Source organism: Limnobaculum parvum, assembly GCF_003096015.2.
In the GTDB taxonomy this organism is placed as follows: Bacteria; Pseudomonadota; Gammaproteobacteria; order Enterobacterales; family Enterobacteriaceae; genus Limnobaculum; species Limnobaculum parvum.
Genome location: NZ_CP029185.2, coordinates 2,445,910 through 2,460,573, shown reverse-complemented (window position 1 = coordinate 2,460,573; position 14,664 = coordinate 2,445,910). Strand labels below are relative to the sequence as shown.

General features: G+C 44.6%; 19 protein-coding genes and 1 tRNA gene. 12 read left to right on the top strand and 8 right to left on the bottom strand.

Annotated features, from left to right (window positions below; genetic code table 11):
- Nucleotides 1–11: 11 nt before the first annotated feature.
- From tssJ to HYN51_RS10390, 3 genes are all read left to right on the top strand, one after another.
- Entirely contained in the window at nucleotides 12–557 is a 546-nt protein-coding gene (gene tssJ / locus HYN51_RS10400) for a type VI secretion system lipoprotein TssJ (RefSeq protein WP_230513968.1), read from the top strand.
- A 12-nt stretch (nucleotides 558–569) separates the two neighbouring features.
- The gene (tssE, locus tag HYN51_RS10395; protein WP_108899333.1) at nucleotides 570–983 is read left to right on the top strand and encodes a type VI secretion system baseplate subunit TssE; all 414 of its coding nucleotides are present in this window, start codon (nucleotides 570–572) and stop codon (nucleotides 981–983) included.
- Between the two features lie 61 nt (nucleotides 984–1,044).
- Complete coding sequence (locus HYN51_RS10390) at nucleotides 1,045–1,296, top strand: hypothetical protein (RefSeq protein ID WP_108899962.1); 252 nt, start codon at nucleotides 1,045–1,047, stop codon at nucleotides 1,294–1,296.
- Nucleotides 1,297–1,444: 148 nt separating this feature from the next.
- On the opposite strand, the gene HYN51_RS10385 is transcribed toward HYN51_RS10390, so the two are convergent.
- The 8 genes from HYN51_RS10385 to HYN51_RS10350 all read right to left on the bottom strand — a co-directional run bounded on the left by HYN51_RS10385 (nucleotide 1,445) and on the right by HYN51_RS10350 (nucleotide 7,284).
- Nucleotides 1,445–1,780: a DUF1281 family ferredoxin-like fold protein gene (locus HYN51_RS10385; RefSeq protein WP_108899961.1), complete on the bottom strand. Its 336-nt coding sequence runs from the start codon at nucleotides 1,778–1,780 to the stop codon at nucleotides 1,445–1,447.
- A 58-nt stretch (nucleotides 1,781–1,838) separates the two neighbouring features.
- Nucleotides 1,839–2,306 (bottom strand): DUF1281 domain-containing protein, encoded by a 468-nt coding sequence (locus HYN51_RS10380; protein WP_108899960.1) that lies wholly within the window; start codon nucleotides 2,304–2,306, stop codon nucleotides 1,839–1,841.
- 117 nt (nucleotides 2,307–2,423) lie between these two features.
- Nucleotides 2,424–3,524 (bottom strand): hypothetical protein, encoded by a 1,101-nt coding sequence (locus HYN51_RS10375; RefSeq protein ID WP_108899959.1) that lies wholly within the window; start codon nucleotides 3,522–3,524, stop codon nucleotides 2,424–2,426.
- Nucleotides 3,525–3,604: 80 nt separating this feature from the next.
- Nucleotides 3,605–4,492 (bottom strand): GTPase family protein, encoded by an 888-nt coding sequence (locus tag HYN51_RS10370; protein WP_108899958.1) that lies wholly within the window; start codon nucleotides 4,490–4,492, stop codon nucleotides 3,605–3,607.
- A 324-nt stretch (nucleotides 4,493–4,816) separates the two neighbouring features.
- On the bottom strand, nucleotides 4,817–5,266 hold the full coding sequence (locus HYN51_RS10365) for a DUF2787 family protein (protein WP_108899957.1): 450 nt from the start codon (nucleotides 5,264–5,266) through the stop codon (nucleotides 4,817–4,819).
- Nucleotides 5,267–5,388: 122 nt separating this feature from the next.
- Nucleotides 5,389–6,561: a tyrosine-type recombinase/integrase gene (locus HYN51_RS10360; protein WP_108899956.1), complete on the bottom strand. Its 1,173-nt coding sequence runs from the start codon at nucleotides 6,559–6,561 to the stop codon at nucleotides 5,389–5,391.
- A gap of 163 nt (nucleotides 6,562–6,724) precedes the next feature.
- Nucleotides 6,725–6,799, bottom strand: a tRNA-Arg gene (locus tag HYN51_RS10355).
- A 242-nt stretch (nucleotides 6,800–7,041) separates the two neighbouring features.
- Nucleotides 7,042–7,284: a DinI-like family protein gene (locus HYN51_RS10350; RefSeq protein ID WP_108899955.1), complete on the bottom strand. Its 243-nt coding sequence runs from the start codon at nucleotides 7,282–7,284 to the stop codon at nucleotides 7,042–7,044.
- Between the two features lie 362 nt (nucleotides 7,285–7,646).
- Between HYN51_RS10350 and ccmA the strand changes: the two genes are divergently transcribed.
- From ccmA to ccmI, 9 genes are read left to right on the top strand one after another with little or no spacing between them, the layout of a single operon-like run.
- Nucleotides 7,647–8,273, top strand: coding sequence for a cytochrome c biogenesis heme-transporting ATPase CcmA (ccmA, locus tag HYN51_RS10345; RefSeq protein WP_108899954.1), 627 nt, complete (start codon nucleotides 7,647–7,649; stop codon nucleotides 8,271–8,273).
- Complete coding sequence (gene ccmB / locus HYN51_RS10340) at nucleotides 8,273–8,932, top strand: heme exporter protein CcmB (RefSeq protein ID WP_108899953.1); 660 nt, start codon at nucleotides 8,273–8,275, stop codon at nucleotides 8,930–8,932. The genes ccmA and ccmB overlap by 1 nt, the downstream gene beginning before the upstream one ends.
- A gap of 60 nt (nucleotides 8,933–8,992) precedes the next feature.
- Nucleotides 8,993–9,730, top strand: coding sequence for a heme ABC transporter permease (locus tag HYN51_RS10335; RefSeq protein WP_108899952.1), 738 nt, complete (start codon nucleotides 8,993–8,995; stop codon nucleotides 9,728–9,730).
- Nucleotides 9,727–9,942, top strand: a complete 216-nt coding sequence (gene ccmD, locus HYN51_RS10330; protein ID WP_108899951.1) for a heme exporter protein CcmD — start codon at nucleotides 9,727–9,729, stop codon at nucleotides 9,940–9,942. Before HYN51_RS10335 ends, ccmD begins: the two co-directional genes overlap by 4 nt.
- A complete protein-coding gene (gene ccmE / locus HYN51_RS10325; RefSeq protein ID WP_108899950.1) occupies nucleotides 9,939–10,436 on the top strand; it encodes a cytochrome c maturation protein CcmE in 498 nt (165 codons plus the stop codon). The genes ccmD and ccmE overlap by 4 nt, the downstream gene beginning before the upstream one ends.
- Nucleotides 10,433–12,394 carry a heme lyase CcmF/NrfE family subunit gene (locus HYN51_RS10320; RefSeq protein ID WP_108899949.1) on the top strand — a complete coding sequence of 654 codons (1,962 nt, stop codon included), beginning with the start codon at nucleotides 10,433–10,435 and terminating at the stop codon, nucleotides 12,392–12,394. The genes ccmE and HYN51_RS10320 overlap by 4 nt, the downstream gene beginning before the upstream one ends.
- Nucleotides 12,391–12,945: a DsbE family thiol:disulfide interchange protein gene (locus tag HYN51_RS10315; RefSeq protein ID WP_108899948.1), complete on the top strand. Its 555-nt coding sequence runs from the start codon at nucleotides 12,391–12,393 to the stop codon at nucleotides 12,943–12,945. Before HYN51_RS10320 ends, HYN51_RS10315 begins: the two co-directional genes overlap by 4 nt.
- The gene (locus HYN51_RS10310) at nucleotides 12,945–13,439 is read left to right on the top strand and encodes a cytochrome c-type biogenesis protein (protein WP_108899947.1); all 495 of its coding nucleotides are present in this window, start codon (nucleotides 12,945–12,947) and stop codon (nucleotides 13,437–13,439) included. The genes HYN51_RS10315 and HYN51_RS10310 overlap by 1 nt, the downstream gene beginning before the upstream one ends.
- Nucleotides 13,436–14,641, top strand: a complete 1,206-nt coding sequence (ccmI, locus tag HYN51_RS10305; protein WP_230513967.1) for a c-type cytochrome biogenesis protein CcmI — start codon at nucleotides 13,436–13,438, stop codon at nucleotides 14,639–14,641. Before HYN51_RS10310 ends, ccmI begins: the two co-directional genes overlap by 4 nt.
- Nucleotides 14,642–14,664 lie beyond the last annotated feature (23 nt).

Below are 14,664 nucleotides of genomic sequence, written 5' to 3'. Positions count from 1 at the left end.
GGAATGACAAAATGACAATGAAACAGCAAAAAAAGAATAAGTCAGTCGCGGTACTTGCTGTCGGCATGATGTTACTGGGCGGTCTATTAACCGGATGTGGGCTGATGCAAACCGCAACGGATGGAACGGTCAGCGTCGCCAAAGCCATTTTTATTAAAGACATCAAAGAGCTGCATCTGGACTTTGCTGCTCGCGCCGAGCTTAACCCCGGTGACGGCGGCGTTCCTGCTTCACTGGTGATTCGCACCTACCAGTTGGGCAAAAAGGAAAACTTTGAAAAAGCCACCTATCAAGACCTGCTGGAAAATGATGAAAAGGTGCTGGGGGCGGACTTCATCTCTCGGGATGACGTGGTGTTGACCCCGTCGTCCGCCATTGCGCTGGATTCATCAATGCATAAAGAGGCCGCGTTTGTCGGGGTGGTCGCCTTATTCCGCACGCCCAATTTGGACGATAACAGCTGGCGCGTGCTGATTGAACGTAATGATTTAGAGGCAGATAAACCGAGGCTGCTGGTGGCGAACTACGCGGAAATCGGTTTGGTTCCGGTCAAATAGCAAGGAGTCACGATGGGACCGTCACTGTATGAATCCCTGATGGGGAATTTTAAATCGGGTATCGCGGTGGATGAGGTGAATGAACAGACGCAAACCATCCTCAGCGTGATGGACAACATTCAACGTATCCTCAACAGCCGGGCTGGCGCGATTAAATATCTGCCGGACTATGGCTTACCCGATCTCAGCCTGATTTATCAGGAATTGCCGTCATCAGCCCACAGCCTGATGCGGGCTATCCAGCATACGTTGCTCAAGTACGAACCGCGCCTGTATGACGTTGAACTGACGCTGGAGCCCGGCGGAAAAGAGATGATCCTCAGCTACACCTTAACCTGCCATCTAAAAGAAATAGGGCTGGTACGCTTCGGTACCTACTTTATGCCGGAAGGCAGGGCGATATTGCGGCGGTTGACGGTGCGCTAGAAAAGCAGGGATGGATGTCTTATCATAATGATGATGTGTGTTTTGTCAGGGAATAGATAAAATGACGAACGATGAAATGATGGCGTTAGAAACGCTAAAAAAGGAAAGAAAAAATAAGAATATAGAACTGCTTATGCACAGTTCTATTTCTTATATTGAATATCCGTTGAATCAAACTATGGTCATTCCGACATCTGACGGAAAAATTTGTTTTTATCCGACATCAAATAAAATTCAGCATCGGGGACGGGTCTTTGAGGGGAATGCTGAAGACTTGATCCGTTATGTCATGGAGATTAACCAGCGAGCCTGAGGCGGTCTATCTTTGTATAAACTAAACCTGCATATTCAGGTAGATCATGACGTTATTATTCGACTTTGTCAGTTGGGTAATACGGTCTATGGTAAAGTCATCCTTTCAGCCTGAAGTGATTTCCGGGCTCTTTTGAGCTCATCGTATATTAACCGCCAAAATGGCTGATATTCTCCAGAATATAATCCGGACCGATGATTTCAGACATACCCTCGTCATCCATTTCCCCGTACACCAGTTCATCACAGACTCTTTCAATCAGAGTACCTTGTTCATATTCTCCTCGCCCACAGAAACAATCGCCTTCCTCACAATAATAATGTACCAGTTGGCAATCAAAGCGTTTGCCTAAGGCTTCCATGACTGCATCATTGGGTGGACTCCAGGGGCTGTCAAAATCCACGGTCATATTGCTTGTACTATGTCGGTTATAGTGCAGGTTATAAGCTTCGGGAGATTTGATACCATATAAATCAAGGTACAAACCATAACCACTGCTCCTGGGCTGAAAATTACGCCAGCGCTCACGGTCTGGATCATCATCAGACAGAGGCTAAAGTGCCAAACCAGTCCGCGTACTTTTTATGAAACAGTGTATTAACAGTTTCTTGTTGTGCATCGGTCAGATTCTCCCAGCGTATATCCTTCAGGCCACTTTGTTGCCAATAGCGTTCAATCACCTGACAATAATGTTTATCCAGTGCCGGGTTACATTTTAGTAATTTTAACCAACGGGTAAACGCAAGATCCTCGGGACTAAATACGCCAGTAGTTTCTGGTGATACTAATTGAGGCAGTGGTGGAAAATGCCACTGAACTGGTTGAGTTTCATGCTCCAGGAGGGTTGGTACCCGTATTCCGGCACAACCGGCAACCAGAAGCTTGATGCTTTGATAAATGGCTCGTTGATAGGCCAGTAGTGGGGATTTACCCGTTAGCCAGTCTTCCAGCGCCTTAAGCTGAGATGGTTCACCTGTGATATCCAGATGATTGGCACACCAGTTTGGCATGATATTGTCCTCTTTTGAGCATAAAAAAGAGGGTATAACCCCATGAGGGGTTATACCCTCACGGGAAGTGATCTATAGCGTGAAAATAATACTTCTTGTCCTAATTACCCTAATACATTAACGACCTAGTGGTACAAGCTGATTCTGAGTTAATGGCTTAGGCTCTATGGCCGCTGGGATGTTGTCCATAGACTCGATTGCGTCCTTTAACTCAACGCCTTTTCTCCGTTCCCCTTTACGTTCTTTGTAGCATGGGCTGCTCCCTAAATGTCCACTACGCGTCGCTTCAAGTAATGCAGCCGCAAATCCTTCAGGGTTATCAGCAAGTAGCTTATCGAACACAACTCGTTGACGAGGCGTCAGTAATTCTCCCGCGTCAGTCAGCGTACTGAGCAAGGCTGCTTTATACTGAGCCTGATGCTCACCCGGTTGTTGGCTCTTTTCATACTGAGTTTGATAGTCTCGGCAATCCGCATTCCCCGTTTTAAATAAAGAAACACCATAAGTTTCCAGTTCAAACTTGAGTCGCGCTTTTTCTTGTTCTTGCTTTTGCTGAGCATCTTCTTTCTTGCTTATTTCAAATTCATAAGAAGACACAACCCATTCAGCTATAGTCCAAAGCCTTTTTTGTGGGGATTTGGAACAACTCTCTTTTAACTTAGTTTCAATAAATTCTTCACCATAACCTTGCGTATGAGTGATTTTATTGGCAGGGTTAATAATTCTATAATATTTTTCTTCAGTAGCTTTAACTAATATATCTTTATAACTGATCTTGTTCTCGATATAAGATTGACAAGTCGCTAATTGTGGTTGATTTGACATTTCAACGTATAACTTATTTATTGCTGAAGTTATTGCATCAGTAAGATTACTATCAGTTGAATTTAAACAGATATCATCTATTTTTTTATCAAGTGCCATATCGTAAATTATGTCATCTTTCATATTATTAAGATTTACCTGCCTATTCCGACTGAACAGAGATTGATAGTATTTCTCTATCAGTGTATTTCCTGTGTATATTGCATCTAACTGTTGAATAGTTGCATTTTTTATGTTGCTCTGTGATCTTTTATCACCATGAATTCTATATTCGTTATATTGCGAACATGTATAGGCAGACTTCGCTTTTATTGTAGGAAGTTCAGTATCCGAACCTGCATCTCCGCATGCTTGTAGTAAAGGTATTAATATTAATGGGATAAGCTTTTTCATGTTTGAATTTCCTTTCCATTGTAAAAATGATTATTTTCAAAATAGCTAATGTTTATTAGCTTTTTTGATTAGGTGAGTTATTAGCCAAAGAAGAATCCCCACACCTTTTTAGCTGTTGATATCACCTTACTTTTGCTCGCTTTTAGCACTGTTTTAACAGGAGAAGGCAGCGGTATAACGTCTAATAAGTTATCAATGAAATTACCGAGTTCGTCGCCGAAAGCCTCTTTTGATTCTGTGACTGCCTGGCCGGTTCTGTTTTTGGGATCGACCTGTGCGATGACGTTGCTTTTGGCATGCTTTGGGAGGCATCGAATGATTTCCTCAACCAATAAATCAATGTTGTATTTATCATTTGCGGATACGGCAACAATGTGGTTTCTGGGGAAATCAAAGCATTTTTCAACATAGGCTTGTTTTTCTTTGATATTTTGAAGTTGGGAGAGGGAGGGGCAATTATTTTCTGTATCCCATTCCCGGTAGGGTTCAATTTTGTCTATTTGATTTAAGACAAAAATAATTTTGTTATCTCCCTCCTGACTGGTTTTAATCACATGGTGATAAAAGTATTCATCCGATGAGAATGCCCGGTCATCCCCTTTTAATACCCACAGTACAATATCCAGGTCAGGTAGTAGTGAACGGTATAGCTGCCTGTACTCATCATCACGCTCCTGACTTTCACCAACGCCGGGAATATCAATCAGAATGAGAGACCGTTTGCCAAAGGTCAGCTTCATTCGCTTAACTTCCCGGGTGCAAGCGCCGACATCGCTGACATCACAGATATTGCTGCGAAATATGGCATTGCATAAACTGGATTTTCCGGCCCCCGTTTTTCCCATCACGCCGATGACAGGTTCGTAGTTAACCGAGTGTTTCAATTTATCAATGATTTTGTCACTGACTGACTTAGGTAAAATATCCAGGCAGGACCTAACAATATCAATGCCAGATTCATCATTCATAAGGCTTTCCTTTTGACGGAGTTTTAAATGGCATCAGTCTATCAATTCACGAATTTGGGATTGATCGTTTGTACCGATCACATCATGTAGATTGATCGTTCATGACGATCAATGAGGTTAAAAACAGCTAAACGCTATTTAACCGGGGGAATATTCTTAATATTCGTCAATATTGAAGATTTATTTTGGCTAACTCAGTTCATATTTATATAAATGAACGGTATTCGGTAGGATGACTGTTATGGTTAGATGCCGCTAAAAGGACTGATGAAAGAGTAGATAAGGATAGTGTGGAACATAATGATAAATAACGGCTGTACGTTTTTATGCTTCCTCAATGCTGATTTTGCACTGATAGGTATCATAGGAATGGTAACGACAGAAGTTACGTTGCCAGAGGCTAAACAGTGGCCCGTAGGCAGCAATAGGTTCTGAAGTCATACCTAACTGGTAACCGATGCCCCGGCTAAAGTCAAAATCAATGGCATAAGTTGATTCGTGGCCAAATGGTGTCGCTATATAGGTAAACTCAGTTACGTAACAAATATGCCAGCGATTATCCTGTTTCCTTTCCAGTCTAATCTCAACAGGGCGGTAACCGCCCGATTTTGCCGTATAGTCAGTATTGTTGTAATTGAGTGTAATGCTGAAGACCTTAGGATGAAGTTCTATCACATTTGCCAGCAGGGTAATGAAAGGTTTAAAAATCGGTAAATCACAGGTGATGGTTAAGTGTGGCACTTTTCTTTTTAGTCGAGTAGATTTTAATTTCATAAATGCTTCTCATTCGTATTATTGATTATGGATAAAAAAAGAGGAAACAAAAAGTTTCCTCTACTTACAAGATCTTTAAATGGGTGTCTGGATGGCTAATTTAAAGCCGTGTAGATAATATGCTATTCAACCAATTCATCAATCCAGTTTGCCCACCATTGCATCATTTCCCGGCGCTTTTCTAAATATTTAGCATGATTGTATATTCCGCGCGTACCTTCACTATTTACGTGAGCTAATTGAGCCTCTATGGCATCTTTATGCCAGTGTTTTTCATTTAACACAGTACTAAATTGGTGCCTGAATCCGTGTCCACATGTCCTTCCTGAATACCCTATACGGCGTATTACTCCAAGAATAGTGTTTTCACTGATTGACTTGTTATGGTTTGAACGTCCAACAAAGACTAATTTATATTGTCCCGTAATGGCTTTAAGGAATTTCAGTAAATCTATAACTTGTTGTGACATAGGGACTATGTGCTGCTTGCGGCCTTTCATTACCGAGGGTTCGATTGTGATAATTTTGTTGTCAAAGTCGATTTTATCCCATTCCATTGAACGTAACTCTACGGTCCTGAGAGCTGTATATTGCAAAATTTGAGTGGCTATTTTCGCTATAATACTGCCGCCATATCCGGTCAGAGCACGATTAAAACCATGAATTTCTTCCATAGGGAGAAAAGGGTAGTTTGCCTTCCGGTATCCCTGCATGGCATCAACCAGATCTGGTGCTGGGTTATATTTAGCTCTACCTGTAACAATGGCATATCTGAACACTTCCCCGCATCTACGCCTTGCTTTATCTGCTCTTTCCATTGCGCCGCGATTCTCAAAAAGACGAATCACTTTAAGCATTACCATGGGCTCGATTTCTTCCATCTTCATGTGTCCAATAACTGGAAGAATGTCTTTATCAAACATGTCCTTCATTTCTTCAGCATAGCCAATCGACCATACTTTAGATTTGTTTAAATACCATTCATTGAAGATGTCAGAAAAAGAATCAGCGTCAGCTATTTTCTCTTGCCTTTTTGATACCTGTTTTTGCTCAGATGGGTCGATGCCGCTGGAGAGTTTTACTTTTGCTTCAAAACGTTTTGCCCTGGCATCAGCAAGACTGATTTCAGGATAAGGTCCGATAACCAAAGTTTTTTCTTTTCCTTCGAATCTATATCTCATCCTCCAAACTTTTTTTCCTGTTGGTGGGATAAAAAGAAACAGCCCCTCACCATCAGCAAGTCGGTATGCCTTGTCTTTAGGCTTTGATGAATCAATTTGTTTAATTGTCAGCATGTGGGCACAATTCCACGGTGATTTTTAATTATGCCCACATTATGCCCTCAAAAGATCATTGTAACCAATAGATTTCGGTTGCCAATGATTGACTATTGATTCGATGCGAGCCGCATTTTAAAGGGATTTTATTGAGATGGGGTGATATGGGTTGACATTGAAATGGCGTCCCCGACAGGAATCGAACCTGTAACTAGCCCTTAGGAGGGGCTCATTATATCCATTTAACTACGGAGACTTCTTTTGTGAGGTTTTCTATCTTTTTCTCTTCTTTTCTATCTTATCGTGTTTTTCCTCTATTCAGCAACCTGTAGTGGTCAAATTAACTATGCCACTATAGGTTGATGAAATTGCAAATGTGCAGGAAAAGCGATTGACCGAGAGGCGACAAAGGTTACTGGCACACCGGTTATTAACGGTAGTGAAGGTTGTGCTGGAAAGGGGTATATCAGAGTGCCATGTGTTACTGTCAAATCCCCTTTAATTCGACATCCACTCTTCTGATTCTTCAAACATTTGCTCAACGATTTTGTTAACCGCCGCGGACTGATCTTTAGAACCGCCAGTAACGCTAATACTCGTTGCAGATGAAAATCGGACTCGAATACCGGTACCCGGATATTTTTTTGATAATCGTTCTTGTAGTTCATTTTCCACGACAGCAAGACCATCACTTGGTAACTGTTTCTGATTTCGTTTATCGATAGTGATTTCTACACGCATAGTTAGTCTCCATTAATTGGAATGACTTATCATCCATAAGCCATTTTACTGTATATAAACACAGTAATTTAAGGAGGGCAACATAAAGATGAATTTGGAGTGTACATATTGGTGCACATGGTGAAGTGTTATTTTGATTTGTTTTCAAATTAAATAAGTAGGTTGATTGTTTCTTTCATTTCTGTGATTGGTGGTTTTTAGATGTAGTTCACATTCCTTCTAGTTTCCCAATCAGTGTTTGATCTGAGCCCGTATTTTACTCACAATTAGGTACATTACCGTTCGGTGTGAAGCTACGAGCCGCTAAAAGGCTGTGGTATGATAAAGCCAATTTTTACCAATTGAGAGTTATGTGTAATACGATGTTGGAAGCGCAAGGACTGAATTGTATCCGTGACGAAAGAGCTCTGTTTACTGAGCTGAGTTTTGTTATTCATCCCGGAGAGCTAGTCCAGATTGAAGGGCCTAACGGTGCAGGGAAAACCAGCCTGTTACGCATTCTTGCCGGATTAGCCAGCAGTGATGGTGGTGATATCCTTTGGCAGGGCGAATCAACGCGCCGCAATCGCGATAGTTATCATCACTCTCTTCTCTATATTGGTCATCATGCGGGTGTTAAGGCGGTATTAACGCCGTTTGAGAACCTTTCATTTTTCCAGAAATCCACCGGTAAAAAAGATTCAAATGCCATTTGGAGTGCGCTATCACAAGTTGGGCTAGTGGGATATGAAGATGTGCCAGTCGCGCAGCTTTCTGCCGGTCAGCACCGTCGGGTCGCGTTGGCGCGCTTGTGGCTGAGTGATGCACCATTGTGGATTCTGGATGAGCCATTAACCGCCATCGATAAACAGGGCGTAGAGCATTTAACGCGCCTGTTTGAACAACATGCAGAAAAGGGCGGTATTGTGATACTGACCACCCATCAGGATATGATGAGTACCCGCTGCCCGATTCGTAAAATTAAGCTTGATGGCGGGGTGTGGCGCTGATGTTTGTTTCGATTTTGCACCGTGAGCTGAAAATCGCTTTTCGCAGGGGCTCTGAGATTATTAACCCACTGTGGTTCTTTTTAATTGTAGTAACACTGTTCCCATTAAGCATTGGGCCGGAGCCGCAGTTGTTATCGCGTATAGCTCCAGGTGTGGTTTGGGTTGCGGCGCTACTGGCTTCTTTACTCTCGCTGGAACGGCTACTGAGAGATGATTTTCTGGATGGCTCGTTGGAACAACTAATGCTGTTGCCCGTGCCTCTGCCACTGACCATTTTGGCAAAAGTATGTGCTCATTGGCTGTTAACCGGTTTGCCATTACTTATTTTATCGCCACTGATGGCGCTGTTGCTGTCATTTGATTACGCAACTTGGAAAGCCGTCGTGCTGACCTTACTGTTAGGAACGCCAACCTTAAGCTTTATTGGCGCAATTGGTGTATCGTTAACCGTTGGCCTGCGTAAAGGCGGGGTTTTACTGAGTTTACTGATACTGCCGTTATATATTCCGGTATTGATTTTTGCGACTTCGGCGATTGATGCCGCTTCGATGTCGTTGCCAATTAATGGTTATTTGGCCATTTTAGGCGCTATTTTGGCAGGAACCGCGACGTTAGCACCTTTTGCCGCTTCCGCCGCTTTACGGGTAAGTGTGCAATAACAAGCATAATTGTTATTAACTGATTATTTTAATTACAACCAAGTGTGAGCATAAACGACTATGTGGAAGTGGCTACATTCCCTCGCGAAACCAGAGACGTTATATCGAATCTGCGGTAAGTTTATTCCCTGGCTGGCGATTGCTGGTGTTATTAGTTTATTGGCTGGCTGGATATGGGGATTTGGTTTTGCCCCATCAGACTACCAACAGGGTGACAGCTTCCGGATTATCTATATTCATGTGCCGGCCGCCATCTGGTCGATGGGAATATATGGTTCCATGGCCATCGCTGCTTTTATCGGCCTGATATGGCAAATGAAATCGGCCGATATGGTGGCTTCCGCTATGGCGCCGGTTGGTGCTGTATTTACCTTTATCGCATTAGCGACCGGTTCTGCATGGGGAAAACCAATGTGGGGAACGTGGTGGGTATGGGATGCTCGCCTAACGTCTGAACTGGTTCTGTTGTTCCTCTATTTAGGCGCTATCGCGCTCTATAACGCCTTTGACGATCGACGCTTGGCCGGGCGCGCCGCTGGCATTCTGGTGCTGGTTGGCGTAGTGAATTTACCCATAATCCATTTTTCGGTGGAGTGGTGGAATACTTTGCATCAGGGCTCAACCAATATGCAACAAACCGTTGACCCGAGCATGAGAGCACCGCTGAGACTCTCTATTTTTGGTTATCTCTTCTTCTTTATTACGTTAACCCTCATGCGGTTACGTAATTTGATTCTTATTCATGACCGCCAGAAACCTTGGGTTGAGTCACTGGTTAGTAAGGGGATTGGCAAATGACACCGGCATTTTCTTCATGGCAGGAATTTTTTGCAATGGGCGGTTATGGCTTTTTTGTCTGGCTGGCCGTGGCGGCAACCTTGATCCCTCTACTGGCACTGGTTTGGCATACCCGATGGCAGCGGAAACAATTATTAACGGAAATTCAGCGTCGTAAATCTCGCGAAGCCCGAATCGAAAATGCAAAGAATAAGCAGGAGGCAAGCCTATGAATCCGCGTCGTAAGAACCGAATGTATTTGGCACTTGCCGTATTGGTTGGAATGGCAGTGACGATTTCGTTGGTATTGTATGCCCTGCGTTCCAATATCGACCTGTTTTACACCCCGGGTGAAATCGTCTACGGTAAAGGTGAAGAAAAAATTAAACCTGAACCGGGGCAGCGGTTACGTATTGGCGGCATGGTGATGACAGGGTCGGTAAAACGCGATCCAGACTCGCTTAAAGTCAGCTTTAAAGTTTACGATGCTCGCGCGGCAATCGACGTTCACTATGAAGGTATTCTGCCAGACCTGTTCCGTGAAGAACAAAGCGTGGTTGCTCAGGGCGTATTTGAAGAGAACAATGTGATTAATGCTAAAGAAGTATTAGCCAAGCATGACGAAAATTATATGCCGCCAGAAGTGGAAGAGGCGATGAAAGAGAATCATCATCGTCCTGAGGCCGACTATAAAAATAAACCAGCGGCTCAGGGGAATGCTAAATGATACCTGAGCTTGGGAATTTTGCGCTGGCGCTGGCAACGGCATTGGCGCTGCTATTAAGCATCTATCCGTTATTGGGTGCTTATAAACAAGATGCTCGCATGATGGCCGTTGCCCGGCCTTTGACCTATGGCGTACTGGCTACTACTTTGCTGGCTTTTGGCTGTCTGGTGTATGCCTTTATTATTAATGACTTCAGCGTTATTTATGTCGCCACTAACTCTAACAGTCAGCTTCCGGTTTATTTCCGCATGGCGGCGGTTTGGGGGGCGCATGAAGGTTCCCTGCTGCTGTGGATCGTTCTGCTCTCATTATGGACAACGGCTGTTGCGCTTTTGAGTAGCAAAATGCCGTTGGATGCGGTAGCTAGAGTGCTGTCAGTTTTGGGGATGATTAATGTTGGTTTCCTGCTGTTTGTTATTCTGACCTCCAACCCGTTTACCCGTACGTTACCGATGTTCCCTATTGATGGGCGAGACCTGAATCCGCTGTTACAAGACATCGGTCTGGTTTTCCACCCGCCGCTGTTATATATGGGGTATGTTGGTTTCTCCGTAGCCTTTGCGTTTGCTATTTCTTCTCTGATGGTAGGGCGTTTGGATACAGCCTGGGCCCGCTGGTCTCGCCCGTGGACCACTGCCGCATGGATTTTTCTGACGTTGGGTATCGCGCTGGGTTCTTACTGGGCTTATTACGAGTTGGGTTGGGGCGGTTGGTGGTTCTGGGATCCGGTAGAAAATGCTTCATTAATGCCATGGATTGCCGGTACCGCATTAATGCACTCCCTAGCCGTAACGGAAAAACGAGGCACTTTCAAAGCCTGGACCGTATTACTGGCGATTATTGCGTTTTCTCTATGTCTGTTAGGCACTTTTCTGGTGCGTTCCGGCATTCTGGTTTCTGTTCACTCCTTCGCCTCGGATCCGGCGCGCGGTATGTTTATTCTGGCGTTCCTCGTGGTGGTGATCGGTGGATCTTTATTGCTCTATGCCGTAAACGGTGCGCGAGTGAGTAAGACCAAAGCTCGTCATGAGTTTTTCTCTAGGGAATCTTTCTTATTGAGCAACAATATTCTGCTGATGGCGGCAATGTTGGTGGTTCTTCTTGGCACGCTGTTACCGCTGGTGCATAAACAGTTGGGATTAGGTTCAATCTCGGTGGGTGCGCCATTCTTTGACTCCATGTTTATCTGGCTGATGGTGCCATTCTCCCTGTTATTGGGCGTTGCTCCATTGGTTCGCTGGCGTCGTGATGAGCCATCGAAACTGTTAAAACGCCTGATCGTTGCCCTGATTATTACACTGGCTGCTTCATTTGCCTTACCGTGGCTGTTGCAGGACCAGATTATGGCTATGACCGTATTGGGTCTGATGATGTCCATCTGGGTGGTGGTACTGACACTGATGGAGTTGCACGAGCGTGCCACACATCGTCATAGTTTCTTTAAAGGGTTAACCCAACTTTCCCGCAGTCATTGGGGAATGGTCATCGCTCACTTAGGTATGGCAGTTACCGTATTTGGTATTGCCTTTAGCCAGAACTATAGTGTGGAACGTGATGTGCGCATGAAAGATGGTGATAGCATCATGATTCATGATTATAAGTTCACTTTTCTTGATGTTCGCGAAATTTCTGGGCCAAACTATACCGGCGGTGCCGGTGAGTTGAAAATTACTCGTAAAGGTAAGCCTGAGGCTTCTCTGCATGCAGAGAAGCGCTACTACAAAGTGGCTGGCAGTATGATGACCGAAGCCGCCATTGATGGTGGTATTACACGGGATCTGTATGCCGCATTGGGTGAACAGCTTAATGACGGAGCCTGGGCTGTCCGTATCTATTATAAACCGTTTATCCGCTGGATTTGGTTCGGTGGTTTGTTTATGGCGTTTGGTGGTCTGCTGTGTATTCTGGACCCGCGTTACCGGATTAAGAAATCATTGGCCCGTGAGGAGACAATATGAATAAGAAGCTATTGTTTATTCCATTAATTGTCTTTCTGGGGCTGGTTGTGGCGTTTATGGTGCAGCTACAGCGTAATGCCCAAGGTGACGATCCAACGACTCTGGAATCGGCGCTGATAGGTAAACCGGTACCAAAATTTAAGCTGGAATCCCTGGATATCCCGGGAAAAATCTACGATCAGGCTGCGTTGCATGATGGCAAACCCATATTGTTAAACGTTTGGGCAACATGGTGCCCAACCTGCTATGCCGAACATCAGTTTTTAAATAAGCTGTCGGCTCAGGGGATCCGCGTAGTAGGTATGAATTATAAAGATGAGCGCAATAAAGCCATCAAATGGCTGAACGATTTGGGCAATCCTTATGCGTTAAGTTTGTATGATAACAACGGCATGCTGGGGCTGGATCTCGGTGTTTACGGCGCTCCGGAGACGTTTCTGATTGATGGCGACGGCATTGTGCGTTATCGCCATGCCGGTGACCTTAACGATCGTATTTGGGAAGACGAAATTAAACCCCTTTGGATTAAATATCAGGGGAGCGGTTCATAATGTTTAAGCGTATTTCCTTTATTCTATTTGGTCTGGTGGTGACCTTTTTTGCTCACGCTGCCATTGATACTTATAACTTTAAGTCAGTGGAAGAGGAGCAGCAGTTTCGTGAGCTGACAGGGCAATTGCGTTGCCCTAAGTGCCAAAACAACAGCATTGCTGATTCAAATGCCCCCATCGCTACGGATATGCGGGAAAAGGTGTATGAACTGATGGAGCAAGGGCAGTCACGGCAGGATATTATCAATTATATGGTCGCCCGTTACGGCAATTTTGTCACTTATGAACCACCGGTTACACCAGCCACCATTTTCTTGTGGTTAGTTCCGGTGCTGTGTGTGGTGATTGGCGCTGGTGCGATTGTGATGCTATCTCGTCGTCGTAAAGTCAGCGCTTCATGGGCTGAGCCTGAGACTCTGTCGGAGCAAGAAAAAGCACGATTACAGCAACTACTTAACGATAAAACAGACGCTAAAGGCAGGAAGACATCATGATCGCATTTTGGCTGACAATTATTGTATTACTGGTTATTGCTGCGGCGTTGCTGATTATGCCAACGCTGGGCCAGCCGGACCCTAACGCAGATACCGACCGTGATGCCATCAACAAAGCATATTATCAGCAGCGTCTGACAGAGTTAAGTGCCGATGAAGAGCAGGGGGTTATTGGTGAGCGAGACACCATGATCGCCGAGCTACAGCATAATTTGCTGGAAGATATCCCGGAAAGTGAACGTGCGGTGAAACAGACTCCACTTGGCAAGACGGCACTGATACCCGGCGTATTATTGTTGGTTGTGGTATCGCTGGGGCTTTATTTTCATACCGGTGGCTTAGCGCAGGTGATGCAGTGGCAGCAGATTATGAAAATGTTGCCGGAGCTACGTCAGAAAGCAGATAGCGGTCAACTGGTGGCTGCGGAAGATATTGCGCGCTTTGGACTGGGTTTGCGTACCGAGCTGCTTTCCGACCCTAGCAATGTCCGTGACTGGACGATGTTGGGACTAGCCGGATTGAAGCTGGGCGATGGTGAGATGGCATTACAGGCTTATGAAAAAGCCCATCAGCTGTCGCCAAAAGATAGTTATATTCAGATCATCTACGCTAAATTGCTGACGCGTTCTAATAACCCGAATGATATTCAGCAGGCCAGCGATATGCTGAAAAATATCCTAAAGGTGGAACCCAATAATACCGACGCACTGTCGGCATTAGCGATGAATGCTTTTGGTCAGGGTAATTTCAATGAAGCGATTATGGCTTGGGAGAAGGTGTTAACGCTGCTGCCTGCGGATGACAAAGGTATTGATGTGATTAAAAGTAGCCTTGCCTATGCTAAAGCTCAGGTGACCTCTAACGGCTATCGATTAGCGGTTAAACTGGTATTATCGCCAGAAATGACCTCGCATTTACCTGCACAGGGAAGGGTCATGATAGCGGTAATGGATGGTGAATCGCCAATACCGGTGGCAGTTAAACAATTGCCGTTAGATAAATTTCCGTTAGAATTGTTATTAGATGACAGTAATTCGATGATGCCCGCACGTTTACTTTCCAACCTAAAGCAGGTGAAAGTGAAGGCGACCATTACCAGTAACGATCAGGCTGATACCCAGCGTTTGGTTGGGGAAAGTGATATTCATCCATTCAGCGGTAAAGAAACTGTCGACGTGACAATCGGACATATTAAACAGTAAGTGCTGTAAGCCTGCATATTAGG